Source organism: Tenacibaculum ascidiaceicola (assembly GCF_047470925.1).
In the GTDB taxonomy this organism is placed as follows: Bacteria; Bacteroidota; Bacteroidia; order Flavobacteriales; family Flavobacteriaceae; genus Polaribacter; species Polaribacter discolor.
On record NZ_JAZKJP010000002.1, the window covers coordinates 167,808 to 181,818 of the forward strand.

At 31.9% G+C, this 14,011-nt stretch carries 11 protein-coding genes; 7 read left to right on the forward strand and 4 right to left on the reverse strand.

All coding sequences use genetic code 11. From position 1 onward, the window contains the following. The first annotated feature begins 18 nt into the window (after positions 1 to 18). The 3 genes from VBY68_RS01115 to VBY68_RS01125 all read left to right on the forward strand — a co-directional run bounded on the left by VBY68_RS01115 (position 19) and on the right by VBY68_RS01125 (position 5,767). On the forward strand, positions 19 to 3,267 hold the full coding sequence (locus tag VBY68_RS01115) for an efflux RND transporter permease subunit (protein WP_415268593.1): 3,249 nt from the start codon (positions 19 to 21) through the stop codon (positions 3,265 to 3,267). Next, positions 3,257 to 4,708 carry a TolC family protein gene (locus VBY68_RS01120; RefSeq protein WP_415268594.1) on the forward strand — a complete coding sequence of 484 codons (1,452 nt, stop codon included), beginning with the start codon at positions 3,257 to 3,259 and terminating at the stop codon, positions 4,706 to 4,708. Before VBY68_RS01115 ends, VBY68_RS01120 begins: the two co-directional genes overlap by 11 nt. A 186-nt stretch (positions 4,709 to 4,894) precedes the next feature. After that, positions 4,895 to 5,767, forward strand: coding sequence for a cation diffusion facilitator family transporter (locus tag VBY68_RS01125; protein WP_028891021.1), 873 nt, complete (start codon positions 4,895 to 4,897; stop codon positions 5,765 to 5,767). A gap of 30 nt (positions 5,768 to 5,797) precedes the next feature. Here the strand turns inward: VBY68_RS01125 and VBY68_RS01130 are convergent, their stop codons facing one another. After that, entirely contained in the window at positions 5,798 to 6,430 is a 633-nt protein-coding gene (locus tag VBY68_RS01130) for a 7-carboxy-7-deazaguanine synthase QueE (RefSeq protein ID WP_164723437.1), read from the reverse strand. Between the two features lie 86 nt (positions 6,431 to 6,516). Here VBY68_RS01130 and VBY68_RS01135 point away from each other — a divergent pair, with 86 nt between their 5' ends. The 4 genes from VBY68_RS01135 to VBY68_RS01150 all read left to right on the forward strand — a co-directional run bounded on the left by VBY68_RS01135 (position 6,517) and on the right by VBY68_RS01150 (position 10,598). Next, complete coding sequence (locus VBY68_RS01135; protein WP_121147481.1) at positions 6,517 to 8,037, forward strand: helicase HerA-like domain-containing protein; 1,521 nt, start codon at positions 6,517 to 6,519, stop codon at positions 8,035 to 8,037. A gap of 41 nt (positions 8,038 to 8,078) precedes the next feature. Next, on the forward strand, positions 8,079 to 8,639 hold the full coding sequence (locus tag VBY68_RS01140) for a hypothetical protein (protein ID WP_099216113.1): 561 nt from the start codon (positions 8,079 to 8,081) through the stop codon (positions 8,637 to 8,639). Positions 8,640 to 8,705: 66 nt separating this feature from the next. Next, complete coding sequence (locus tag VBY68_RS01145) at positions 8,706 to 9,248, forward strand: hypothetical protein (protein WP_415268595.1); 543 nt, start codon at positions 8,706 to 8,708, stop codon at positions 9,246 to 9,248. A 921-nt stretch (positions 9,249 to 10,169) separates the two neighbouring features. Next, positions 10,170 to 10,598 carry a hypothetical protein gene (locus VBY68_RS01150; protein ID WP_415268596.1) on the forward strand — a complete coding sequence of 143 codons (429 nt, stop codon included), beginning with the start codon at positions 10,170 to 10,172 and terminating at the stop codon, positions 10,596 to 10,598. 212 nt (positions 10,599 to 10,810) lie between these two features. On the opposite strand, the gene VBY68_RS01155 is transcribed toward VBY68_RS01150, so the two are convergent. The 3 genes from VBY68_RS01155 to tssD form a co-directional block, all read right to left on the reverse strand. Then, entirely contained in the window at positions 10,811 to 11,248 is a 438-nt protein-coding gene (locus VBY68_RS01155; protein WP_415268597.1) for a hypothetical protein, read from the reverse strand. 75 nt (positions 11,249 to 11,323) lie between these two features. Next, on the reverse strand, positions 11,324 to 11,887 hold the full coding sequence (locus VBY68_RS01160; protein ID WP_415268598.1) for a hypothetical protein: 564 nt from the start codon (positions 11,885 to 11,887) through the stop codon (positions 11,324 to 11,326). Position 11,888: 1 nt separating this feature from the next. After that, a complete protein-coding gene (gene tssD, locus VBY68_RS01165; RefSeq protein WP_415268599.1) occupies positions 11,889 to 13,898 on the reverse strand; it encodes a type VI secretion system tube protein TssD in 2,010 nt (669 codons plus the stop codon). Between the last annotated feature and the right edge of the window lie 113 nt (positions 13,899 to 14,011).

The following is a 14,011-nucleotide window of genomic DNA, read 5'->3' on the forward strand; positions in this document are numbered from 1 at the left end:
ACTAAAATTCAACAAAACATGTTTAGTCAATTTATAAAAAGACCAGTACTAGCAATTGTTATTTCGATAATAGTTGTTTTTACAGGGTTGTTATCAATAAAACAACTCCCAATATCACAGTTTCCACAAATTGCACCAACCACGGTAAACATATTTATAGCGTACCCAGGTTCAAGCGCAGATGTATTGGTAAACTCAACACTAATTCCTCTAGAAACAGCAATCAATGGAGTACAAGGAATGCGTTATATCGCTTCTGATGCTACAAGTGCAGGAGAAGGAACCTTACGTGTAATTTTTGAACCAGGTACAGATCCCAACCAAGCGGTAGTTAGGGTAAAAACAAGGGTAGATCAAGTAATGCCTTTATTACCTGAATTAGTACAACGAGAAGGGGTAATTATAACTCCAGTACAACCAAGTATGTTAATGTATGTGAACCTTTTTAGTAAAGAAAAACATAATGACGAAAAGTTCCTATACAACTATGCGTACACCAAAATGATACCCGAGATTCAACGTATTAACGGTATCGCCAGTGCTAAAATTTTAGGAAGTAGAAAATATGCGATGAGAGTTTGGTTAAAACCAGACCGAATGAGAGCCTATAATATTTCTGCGGAAGAAATTTTAGAAGCGATGGAAGACCAAAGTATTTTGGCAAGACCTGGAAGATTGGGAAGAAGTTCAGGAATCAAATCACAATCACTAGAATACGTACTTACCTATCAAAACAGGTATAACGAACCAGATCAGTACAAAGACATTATTATTCGAGCAAATGAAGAAGGAGAAATTTTAAAGCTAAAAGATGTTGCCGAAGTAAAATTAGGAAGTGAGTTCTTCGATATTTACTCAAACTTAGATGGGCATCCATCAGCATCTATTGTTTTAAAACAAACCTTTGGAAGTAATGGTAGTGATGTAATAGAATCGGTAAAAGAAAAACTAAAAGAATTAAAAGAAGATCTACCACCAGGAATTGATTTTCAAATTAGTTATGACGTTTCTAACTTCTTAGACGCCTCTATAGAACAAGTAATACATACACTTAGAGATGCCTTTATTTTAGTAGCAATTGTGGTATTCCTATTCTTGGGAGATTTACGATCGACCTTAATTCCAATTATAGCAGTACCAGTATCCTTAATCGGAGCTTTCTTTATAATGCAGCTTTTTGGACTTTCAATAAACTTAATTACCCTGTTTGCATTAGTGTTAGCGATTGGTATTGTAGTAGATGATGCTATTGTAGTTGTAGAAGCAGTCCATTTAAAAATGGAGAAAGAACATCTAACACCTTATCAAGCATCTAAAGCAGCATTAGGAGAAATAGGTGGTGCTATTTTAGCAATTACATTGGTTATGGTTTCTGTATTTGTGCCAATTTCATTTATGACAGGGCCAGTAGGAGTTTTCTACAGACAGTTCTCTATAACAATGGCGGGATCTATCATTATTTCAGCAGTGGTAGCATTAACATTAACACCAGTATTGTGTGCAATGATGTTGAAGAACAACCACGGAAAAGAAAGAAAAAAATCAATAGTAGATAAATTTATTGATTGGTTTAACAAAGGATTTGAAAAGCTTACAGGAAGATATGTAAAAGTGTTAAACAGAATCGTAGCACGAAGAATGTTAACCTTTGGAGTATTACTAGCTTTCTGTGCAGGAATATTTATTACCAATAAAACATTACCAGCAGGTTTTATTCCTAGTGAAGACCAAGGAATGATTTACGCAATCATTCAAACACCACCAGGTGCTACCTTAGAACGTACAAACGAAGTAGCAAGAAAACTACAACAAATTTGTGAAGAAACTGAGGGAGTAGAGTCAGTTTCATCTTTAGCAGGATATGAAATTATGACCGAAGGTAGAGGGTCAAACGCAGGTACCTGTTTAATTAATTTGAAACCATGGTCAGAACGTCATCATTCAGTTCATGAAATCATGGAAGAACTAGAAGAAGAAACTAAAGACTTAGGAGCGGTTATAGAATATTTTGAACCACCAGCAGTACCAGGTTTTGGATCTTCAGGAGGATTCTCAATGCGTTTATTAGATAAAACAAACTCAACAGACTACCACGAGTTTGAACGTATCAATAACAAATTCATGGAATCGTTATCAAAACGAAAAGAGCTTACAGGGTTATTTACTTTTTATTCTGCAAACTATCCGCAGTACGAATTAAAAATCGACAATAAAAAAGCGATGCAAAAAGGAGTGACCATTGGTAAAGCCATGGAAAACCTAAACATTTTAATAGGTAGTACCTATGAACAAGGTTTTATTCGTTTTGGTAGATTCTTTAAAGTATATACACAAGCAGCACCAGAATACAGAAGAATTCCTTCAGATTTAGAAAAACTATATGTTAAAAATGAAGAAGGAGAAATGGTGCCTTATTCAGCGTTCATGAGTTTAGAAAAAAAACTGGGACCTAATGAGATAACACGATACAATTTATATAATTCAGCAGCTATTAGAGGGTTACCAGCACCAGGATACACAAGTGGAGATGCTATTAACGCAATTAAAGAAGTAGCAGCAAAAGAATTACCAAGAGGTTATGATGTAGCTTGGGAAGGACTTACCTACGATGAAGCAAGAAGAGGTAATGAATCAGTGTATATTTTCATCATTGTATTAGCCTTTGTATATTTTGTATTAGCAGCACAATATGAAAGTTTTATACTGCCATTAGCTGTAATTTTCTCACTTCCAGTAGGAGTGTACGGGTCATTTACACTATTAAAATTAATGGGCTTAGCTAATGACGTATATGCACAAATTGGTATAATAATGCTGGTCGGTTTATTAGGTAAAAATGCAGTGTTAATTGTAGAATTTGCGGTACTAAAACGAAGTCAGGGAGCTACAATTTTTGAAGCAGCTATTGAAGGAGCTAAAGAACGATTCAGACCAATTTTAATGACTTCATTTGCATTTATCGCAGGGTTAATACCGTTAGTTATAGCTCATGGAGCTGGGGCTATTGGTAACAGAACTATTGGTGGTTCGGCTTTAGGAGGAATGTTAATAGGTACAATTTTCGGAGTTTTAATTATACCAGGTCTCTATTACATATTTGCTAAAATGAGTGATGGAAGAAGCTTAATTAAAGACGAATCGAGCGAACCAGTTTCTGAAGAGTTTATAAGAATAAATGAAGTTGAAGGAAGTAAAACAAAAGCTAAAATAGCAGAGCTTAAAAAACTTCTAAAGAAAATAATTAAAAGAGAAAACAATGAAAACTAAACAAAGAAGTTTATTTGTAATAAAAAAAGCACACTTTTTAAGTGTGCTTACCCTCTTAGTTTTGTGCTCTTGTGTATCAAATCAAGTAGTAAGAGAAGAAAATAAGGCGGTACCAGAGAATTTTAAGAACCAACCTGCAGATTCATTAAATACAGCTACTATTAAATGGCGTGACTTTTTTTCAGACTCACATTTAATTTCTCTGATAGATACAGCTTTATCAAACAACCAAGAGTTGAACATAATGTTACAACAAGTAGCTATTTCAAAAAATAATATCAAGGCAAAAAAAGGTGAGTATTTACCATTTGTAAATATGTATGCCGGGGCAGAAGTAGAAAAGGTAGGGAAGTATACTAGAAATGGAGCCGTTGAAGAAAATTTAAATATTCGCGAAGATGAAAAATTTCCAGAGCCATTAACTGATTTTTCAATAGGACTTTCTGCTTCATGGGAGTTAGATGTTTGGAAGAAGTTACGAAATGAGAAGAAAGCAGCAGTACTAGAATACTTAGCTAGTGTTGAAGGAAAAAACTTTATGGTAACTAATTTGGTTTCAGAAATTGCAAATTCATATTACGAATTAGTAGCATTAGATAATGAATTATCTATGGTTTCACAAAACTTAGAAATTCAAAAAAATGCATTGCAAATGGTGAAGCTTCAAAAACAAGCTGCAAGAACAACTGAATTGGCAGTACGTAGGTTTGAAGCGAGTGTACTTAAAAACCAAAGTCACCTATATGAACTTCAACAAGAGATAGTAGAAACTGAAAATAAAATTAACTTTTTAGTAGGAAGATACCCACAACCTATAGAAAGAAACTCAGATAATTTTATAGATAAACCTATTGAAGGAGTAAAAGCAGGAATTCCATCACAACTGTTACAAAACAGACCCGATTTAAGGAGAGCTGAATACGAATTAGCAGCAGCCAAATTAAATACTAAAATAGCACGAGCTAATTTTTATCCATCAATCGGTATAAAAGCAGGAGTGGGGTTACAAGCATTTAAACCTAAGTTTTTAACATCAACACCAGAATCGTTAGTGTATTCTTTAGCAGGTGATATTGTAGGACCTTTAATCAATAGAAATGCTATAAAAGCAGCTTATAAAACAGCCAACAATAAACAATTACAAGCTGTTTACGAATACGAAAGAGCTATTTTAAATGCGTATTTAGAAGTAGCGAACGAGCTTTCGAAAATTGATAACTTGAAAAACAGTTATGATTTAAAAAAGCAACAAGTAGAAGCGTTAAACGAATCTATAGACCTTTCAATTCGTCTGTTTAAATCGGCAAGGGCAGAATATACAGAAGTGTTGTTAACGCAAAGAGAAGCATTAGAATCTAAAATTGAAATTATAGAAACTAAAAGAGATCAATTATTAGCAAACGTAAAAGTATATAAAGCCTTAGGAGGAGGCTGGAACTAATTTTTTCATTCGTTATTAAATATTAATTGTTGTTAAAGTGGTAGTTTTATTAACTATCCAAAAGACTCGCTAACTGGCGAGTCTTTTTTTAGTAATAGATTTTCTATTGTATAATCTAGGGTTTTTCAATACTTTTCAAGTACCTTCGTAATACCTCATAAAAAGAGATTGTAATATCATAATTCAATGAGTAAAGAAGAGTTAGCTATAAAAACCACCTATTTTAGTATTCTTAGCAATGCTAGTTTGGCAATTATTAAAGGACTAGCAGGTATTTTTGGAAACTCATACGCATTAATAGCAGATGCAATTGAATCTACTACCGATATTTTTTCTTCGCTTTTAGTGCTATTAGGGTTGAAATATGCGAAAAGACCCGCAGATAAAAACCATCCGTACGGACACGGAAAAATAGAACCTTTAATCACCTTTGTGGTAGTAGCCTTTTTGGTAACTTCAGCTACTGTTATAGCTTATGAAAGTATACAGAATATCCAAACACCCCACAAAACTCCGAAACCATGGACTTTACTCGTTTTAGGGGCAATTATTATTTGGAAAGAAATATCTTTTCAAGTGGTTATCAGAAAAAGTAAAGAAACTAATAGTTCTTCCTTAAAAGCAGATGCGTGGCACCATCGAAGTGATGCAATTACTTCTGTAATGGCATTTATAGGAATTTCTATAGCACTTATTTTTAAAGAAGGTTATGAAACAGCTGATGATTGGGCAGCTTTATTGGCTTCGTTTTTTATTCTATACAATAGTTATTTAATTTTCAGACCAGCGCTGGGTGAAATAATGGATGAACATGTATATGATGATTTGATAGAAGAAATAAGAGAGAAATCTATGGAAGTAGCAGGTGTTTTAGGAACAGAAAAATGCTTTGTTCGTAAAGCAGGAATGAAATATCATGTAGATTTACATGCCATTGTAAACAGTACCATTACAGTAAAAGAAGGACATGAAATTGCTCATAAATTAAAAGACTATTTAAGAGAAAAACTCCCAAATTTAGGACATGTTTTAATTCATATAGAGCCAAGTGAATACTAAAAAAGCAACCCAATTAGGTTGCTTTTTTGTTTATGGTATATTTAAGTATTTATGAGTTTGTAAGGAAATTTTCCATTGTGGATGCTCCATCACATAATCAATAATTTGCGGTGTCATTTTTTCCTTTTTACTCCATTCAGGTTGTAAAAACAACTTACATTTTTTACCAACTTTAGCAGCCTGTTCCTCAGCAAACTGAAAATCATTTTTATTATGAATAATCATTTTCAACTCATCCGCTTCTTGGTAAGCACGTTCCAAAGGTAATTTGGTTTTTTTAGGTGATAAACAAAACCAATCCCAAACACCAGAAAAATCGTAAGCTCCAGAAGTTTCAATATGTGTTTTAATACCTTTTTCTTGAAGTTGTTGCGTAATATAATCCAAACTCCACATTAAAGGCTCTCCACCTGTAATAACTACAGTTTCAGCATATTTCTTTGCGTTTTCAACAATAATATCCGTTTTTGTAGGTGGATGTAAATTAGCATCCCAGCTTTCTTTTACATCACACCAGTGGCAACCTACATCGCAACCACCAATACGAATAAAATAAGCAGCAGTACCAGTGTGTGCTCCTTCTCCCTGAATCGTATAAAACTCTTCCATTAACGGAAGCATTTCTCCTGTATTAATTAACTCTTGTACTTCTTTTTTCAACATAAGGGTGCAAAGATAGGCAACATTAAAAATTAATGAATGATTTTTGTTACTTTTACGTGTTTTTATCACAAAAAAGGTCATAAATAATGAGTAAAACCCAAGAGTTTTTCAATTACATCAAAGAAGGCTATACAACAAAAGGAGAGTTTATTACACTCGGAGCAGGAATGTTAGGAGAAGAAACTGTAACAAATGCTCATGTAAATATTCCTTTAAAAACATTAAACCGTCACGGATTAATAGCTGGAGCAACAGGAACAGGGAAAACAAAAACCTTGCAAGTGCTGGCAGAAAACATGTCAGAAAAAGGAATTCCTGTATTGTTAATGGATGTAAAAGGAGACTTAAGCGGATTAGCACAACCAAGCCCTGGGCATGCTAAGATTGATGAACGCCACGAAAAAATCGGAATACCATTTACTCCAACAAAATTTCCAATAGAAATTTTATCAATTTCAGAACAAAACGGAGTTCGTTTACGTGCTACGGTTTCTGAGTTTGGACCTGTCTTATTATCACGTATTTTAGATTTGACTGAAACACAATCTGGTATTGTAGCGATTATTTTTAAATACTGTGATGATAACCAATTACCTTTATTAGACTTAAAAGATTTCAAGAAAATTCTTCAATATATAACCAATGAAGGAAAAGAAGAAATTAAAAAAGAATACGGACGAATTTCTACCGCAAGTACAGGGGCAATTCTTAGAAAAATTGTTGAAATAGAGCAACAAGGAGGAGATTTATTTTTCGGAGAAAAATCATTTGAAGTTGACGATTTAACTCGTATTGATGAAAACGGACGTGGTGTTATTTCTGTATTACGTTTAACAGATATTCAAGATAGGCCAAAATTGTTTTCAACCTTTATGTTACAGTTACTAGCTGAGGTATATGAAACTTTTCCAGAGCAAGGGGATAGTGGGCGACCAGAATTGGTAATTTTTATAGATGAGGCTCACTTAGTGTTTGATGAAGCTTCAAAAGCGTTGTTAAGTCAAATAGAAAGCATTGTAAAATTAATTCGATCTAAAGGAATAGGATTGTATTTTGTAACACAAAATCCAAAAGATGTTCCAGAAGATGTATTAGCACAGTTAGGAATGAAGATTCAACATGCTTTACGTGCATTTACAGCAAAAGATAGAAAAGCAATTAAATTAGCCGCAGAAAATTATCCAGATTCTGAATATTACGATACTAAAGAAGTATTAACACAGTTGGGAATAGGTGAGGCGTTGATTTCTGTATTAAATGAAAAAGGAATTCCAACACCATTAGCACGAACAATGTTACGTGCACCTATGAGTAGAATGGATGTATTAACAGAAAAGGAAATCAAACAAGTTTTAGATAATTCAAGACTAATTCCGAAATACAACGATACTATTGATAGGGAGAGTGCTTACGAAATGCTAAACGAGAAGATAGAAAAAATTAACGAGAAGAAAACAGAAGAAGCACGCAAAGAGGAAGAAGAAAAGACAAGAAGAAGTTCATCAACACGTAGTAGAAGTACACGTATGAATCCAATAGTGAAGGTATTAACAAGTGCTACTTTTATAAGAGCAGCCTTTGGAATTTTGAAAAAAGTAATAAAATAAGAAATACAAGAAATAGACGTTTTAAATATAAAAGAAGAAAAATGAGAACATTAATGAAACCTTTAGTTATCGCAGTAATATCAGTACTATTCATCCAGTGTGGTAATAGCAAGTTTGATATTGCTAAAGGAAAAGTAGGGAAGTTAACTACTAAAACAACTGTTAACGAAATAGAAAACGTATTTAAGCAAGACTCAGTAGTTAAAGTACTAAGTGAAGGAGCTAAAGGTGAAAACTTTTTTCAAGAAGACGATAAGTATTTAATATATGAAAAAGGAGGAAAGCACTTGTTAACAATTACTCCAAAAGAACAATTAGACTCTACATCAACAATTAAGAGTATTGAGATTTTTGATGAGCGTTTTAAAACAAAATCAGGAGTAAATATAAAATCTACTTTTCAAGAAATTAATGCAAATACTAAAGTAAGCAAAGTAGAATCATCATTTTCATCGGCAACTTTATTTATTGATGATCTAAATGCAACAATAACGATTGATAATGAAGATTTAGGTTTAAAAGAATTTAGTACTCAAAAAGTAACCAAAGATCAAATTCCAGATTTAGCCAAAATTAAATCATTTACCATTTGGTTTAACTAAAATATATTCGAAGCCGAAACATTTGTTTCGGCTTTTCAATAAATAATAGCTATATAATTTTAAAAGATGGAAGTAATAAAAATAGCATTTTTTGTATTGGGAGTTTTCTTTGGAGAAAATAGTAGAATAGGGGCGGAGAAAACAACCGTTACCATAAACCCAAATGAGCAAACAGTAATCATAGTTCAAGAAAATATATTTGCACTTATAGCCAATGAAGCAGATAGTATGCAAGTTAGTTCAGAACTAAAAAAAGTGGTAGCAAGAAACTGGAGGAAAGAAATAGAAAGCTATCCATCAAAATCATGTACTTTATATGTTACTGATGAGGGTAGTTTAAACGCAAAAATTACACTGAAGTATCCTTCTGAAAATGTATTAAGAGATTTTGCGCTAGATTTTAATAAAGAAACCAAAGAATTCTCTTTAATTAATATTCCTGATTGGAATGTTAAAACAGAAGATGGAGCGTTAAGAGGAAATTATTGGAGGTTTAGTGCCGATAACAGTTTTACCTTTGTTGTTACTCCTTTTAAAAACATGCCAGATAGGTTTAAAAGTGTTAAAAGAAGTCTTCTACCAATTTGGGAGTCTGAAAAAAAGAACTAAAAGAGATACCACTCATTTTTTTATTTACCTAATGCCTTGATGCTAAAGGGGGGTGCCGTGATATCAGCGACCCATGCCGTGGTATCTTCGGAGCATGCCGTAGTATTAGCGACTCACGCCGTGATATCAACGACCCATGCCGTAGTGTCTTCGGAGTATGCCGTAGTATTAGCGACCCACGCCGTGATATCAACGACCCATGCCGCGGTGTCTTCGGAGTATGCCGTAGTATTAGCAACCCATGCCGTGATCTCAACTACCCATAGCGTAGTATCAACGGAGTACGCCGTAATGTTAGCAACTTATATATACTTTGATATACAAAGGAGAAGTTTACAGAGTATGGTTCTATTTTATAGTTTTTTGGAAGTTTTTCTAAGAATTATGCTTCTAAATGAAGGACTCTTTATTTATATTAATTCTAGTTTTGTAATAAGATAAAATTGTTAATTTTGTGTTAATAATCACTAACCGAAATGTACAGTAATACAGCTGGGGGGCTAGTAACTGTGCATGGAAAAGATTGAGCATTCTTTTAGGGTGCTCTTTTTTGTTTTTTTAAACAAGTACATTATATTTTTATAGCTGAAGGAATAGAACTTTCTATATTTTTGAAGTAAAAGTTGTTAATAATAATTACTTAATTACCTATAAACTCTAAATCTCTTCGTTTAATTTCTTTCCCTGTTTTCCCTTCAAGCGTAACTTCTATATACTCATCTGTTTTAGGCTTGTAATAACTTATGTTTTAACACACAAACGCTTAAAATTCGTTATTAATTTCCTTTTTTTGTTATATTAGCTAATACTAAAAAATTGCAAAAAGTACGTTTATACTATTTTTATTGTTGTATAAAAATACTGAAAGTGTTTACACAAACAAGTTGTAGTACATTTAACCCAACTAAATGGGAAATTATAATGAAAAGATTTATACTATTTTTACTATTCACAAACATATTTTTGAATTTAGAGGCTCAAAATAAAACTGACATATTAACTAACAAAGAATATGTATCAAATATTGGTTACGGATGTGAGGAAACTCCCGAACCAAACCCTTGTGCTGGAGTACAAAAGTATTTAATATTAAACTTCTCCAAAGAACAAGTACTAATAACCGAAAAAGATATTTCTAGTTGCGGTTCAGAGTATATTACTTCAAAACTAAAATATAAATGGGAGCTGACACAGGATTCTATTATTAAAATTTATAGTAAACCAGAAGAAATAGAATATAAATTCTTAGAGGGCTTAGTTTTGAAAATAGAAAATGACAAAGTGATTGGAAATAAAAAATATAGTAATAATAAAATAGAGAATTTTATATTTAAAGAAAAGAGTAAATAATAAAACGTACTAGAACACTGTATAATTTACTGTTATCTTATTAACTAACTTAATTACTGAAACACGCAATAAAACAAATATTATTAACGATAACTGCTCCTTATTTTACTGTTATGTATGTCTTGTTCTCATTTTTATCAAGAACTGTTGGGGTTTATCATTTAATAAAATAAGTTCTTAATAGTTTTTAACTTTACGAGCCTTCTTCAAATTCATTCTTCCCAGTAGTATTTTACCTTTAAACGCTCATAGTTAGGGTAGTCTTTTTTATTTATAATAATTTCGCCCCAAAAAGCTGACATTTCTCCTACTTCAGGACAAAGTTCATTAGGTTCTTCCCAATTTATATTTATTATATTGTTTTTTAGTGTAACCGATATTTCACTCGGACTTGCCCCAAAGCAACCGCCTCCAACTTCAAATAAATAAACTGCATTTTTCGAATAAAACCTTTCGTTTTTATTACTTTTCTTAGTTAACCCTATCCTTAGTGCTTCTTTGTATGTTGCAACTAACTTTGCCTTTCCTTCCCATTTTACTGAATAATCTATAGCTCTAAATGGTAATTCTCTTTCTTTTTGGGGTTGGTTTGTGATTATTTTACAAGAAAGAAGTAATATCCCTATAAAAACTATTATACAATTTTTCATATTTTTTGCCTATTTTTTTCATCAAGAACTGGGCATTTACCATTCAATAAAATAAGTTCTTAATAGTTTTTAACTTTATGAACCTTCTTCAAAAATATCTTTATCATCCAATGTGATTTTTCCTGTTTTTCCATTAATACGGATATTATAAATATAAAGTCCTTTCACATAATAAACCCACCATTCTCCATCATCTTTTCTAATCGTTGTATTATTCGTGTCTCTTACGTTTACCTCACGTTCTTTAAGTAACTTTAATAAATCTTCCCATGTATAATTGTAACCTTTGTCATAATTGGTTTCTTTTATCAAATTACCTTTCTCGTCGTACTCTCTCCATATGCCCTTTTGGAAACTAGAATTAAAATATTTTCCTGTTATTTTAAGGTTTCCATTTTTATAGTATTGATTTTTTACTTCAAAAAAAGATTCTTTTTGCTTAATAGTTTCTGCAAAAACTTCTTTAAGTTCCATTTGTTCTACAATAGTTCCATCACCTAAAACATGGTAATATTCATTACGAATTGTGTCTTTATATTTATTAAATTTTTCTATATCAAATTTTTTCATAGTTGTTATTTTTTGAGCATTACAAGAGGTAAAAACTATTGTTAAAGTAATTAAAAGTAACTGTTTCATTCTATTCTGATTTTACTAGTGTATTATTCCACAATTTTTTCCATTGCCAAAGCCATGTTAATATTCTTTTTTTATTACCATAAATACCCCAATGCGAATAATCCATAATATTATAGGTTTCTCCTTTTTTATATGTATAATTTGCTTTTGAAGAAAAAGTATGATACAAACCTAAAGCATGCAAGGCTTCGTGAGCTACTGTAGCCACATTATGTCCTTTAAACAATACAACTGCGTCCGAATTAAAGTCTTTAGACTGTCCGTTAACTCTTCTATTTGTCTTTTTCCCAAGCTTATCAAGAACTGGACATTGATCGCCAATAAAATAAACTTTTAAATAGTTGTTGTATTTAGCATCCATTTTACCATTTAAATAATCGTGTAAGCCTGTTCTATTCTTAATATACCCCTGACCTTTTGGATCAACTTTTGTATTAAAGGTCTTGTCAGATATTAAATCCAAATCTTCAATTATAATATTGGGTTTAATTAAGGCTTGTTGTAAATATTGGGTTAAAAACACTCTTTTTCCTTTGGATGCTCCTTTAATTATTGTTCCTGAAACTAATTGAGTTTTAACCTCTACAAAAACGACATCTAATTTTTTACGTTTACTTTTAGCATTGGCTAAAATGTTTAGTTGCCCTAATTGTTGGTTACCATACATAACCTTAATGGTTTGATTGGTACTAAACTCTTTTAAACATTCAACGGTTAAAAAGTCGTCTAATCTTTTTTTCTTTTTACTTTGAGCAGGTATAGTATCTGTACTTAACTTAAATAATTCGGTATTGTATTCTAAACAAATATCTAACTTCTTAGGGTTGTTTATCGTTTCTAATTGTAAGCTTAATGTTACGGTTTGGTGTGGATATAAAGTTAACCAACTTTGTATGTACTCATTTTCTTTACCTGCACTATCCTTATACCAAGGAAATGTAAGCGTTTTATACTCATTATCTTTTAGTTTTTTATATTTAAGAGGGTCTTTTTTAAATTTTTTTACTCGTTTTTTTAGTTTAAAATCATTGTACTGATTAGGTCCTACAATATCTTCATAAGTAATATAATCATCTTTCTCTTTTTGATGTCTTATATAATCAAAACCGTATTCCCCACTGTAATTTTTGCTAGGTCTAAAGTCTACAATTACTTTAGGCGGTGCTATAATTTCTAAAGAAGTACTTTCTTTAGTACTGTTAAAATAAGTAGCAGTAGCAACCAGTTCATCTATTTCTACATTTTTAAAATCTTCCCACTCTTTCTTTATTTTAAAATCGGTTATAGCTACTTTGTTACCTGTAACATATTCTTCCAATACTATTTCTTTAGTATTATTATCAAAATTGGTGTTGTCTTTTTTTGTAATACTAATTTTTACCTTTCCTCCATTAGGGTTATTCAAATCTATTTCAAGACCTAAGTTTTCTTCGTAATGACTACTATTTACAATTTCATTGCTCTTATTAACCCAGTTTACTTTTATAATACGAGGTGTTGTATCTTCTTTCGGCTTATATGTAGTTTCTTCTATAGGCGGTATAAAACTCTCTTGCCATGGTTTTATATAACGAGTTCTACTTTTTCTACGCCAATCTGAACTATTATTAAAAAAACGATAATCTTGCATAGCAGGAGAGATAGTTAGGGTAACATACATACCTTTTTGGTTATCAAAAACCTCATAGTAGTTGATAAGTGCACCATCTTGAAAGTTGTATTGGAATAATTCTACTCCATCAAAATCATCCTCATAAAAGATTACCTTGCCATCTCTTAATTGGTATAAATTAGCAGGATATTCTATCTTTTTATTTTGCGTTCTATCGGCAATAATCCACTCAGCATAGGTGTCATCATACATTTGAGATTCGTAAGTAACCGTAAAACTACCATTCATTAAGGCTGATGTAGGTTTACCGTTCCAGTCAGTAAGTCTAATATAATTTAAACTGGTAGAGATTAATTCTCGTTCTTCTCCACACACAAAAAGTTTAGCTTTTATGTTCATAGATATTTTTTTGGGGGCACAACAATTTTTGAGTTTAAAGATAAAAAATATATCTAAAAATAAATAGGTAGTGCCTTGATTTTTAAGATACTTACTGTAAAGTGCTGTCTTTT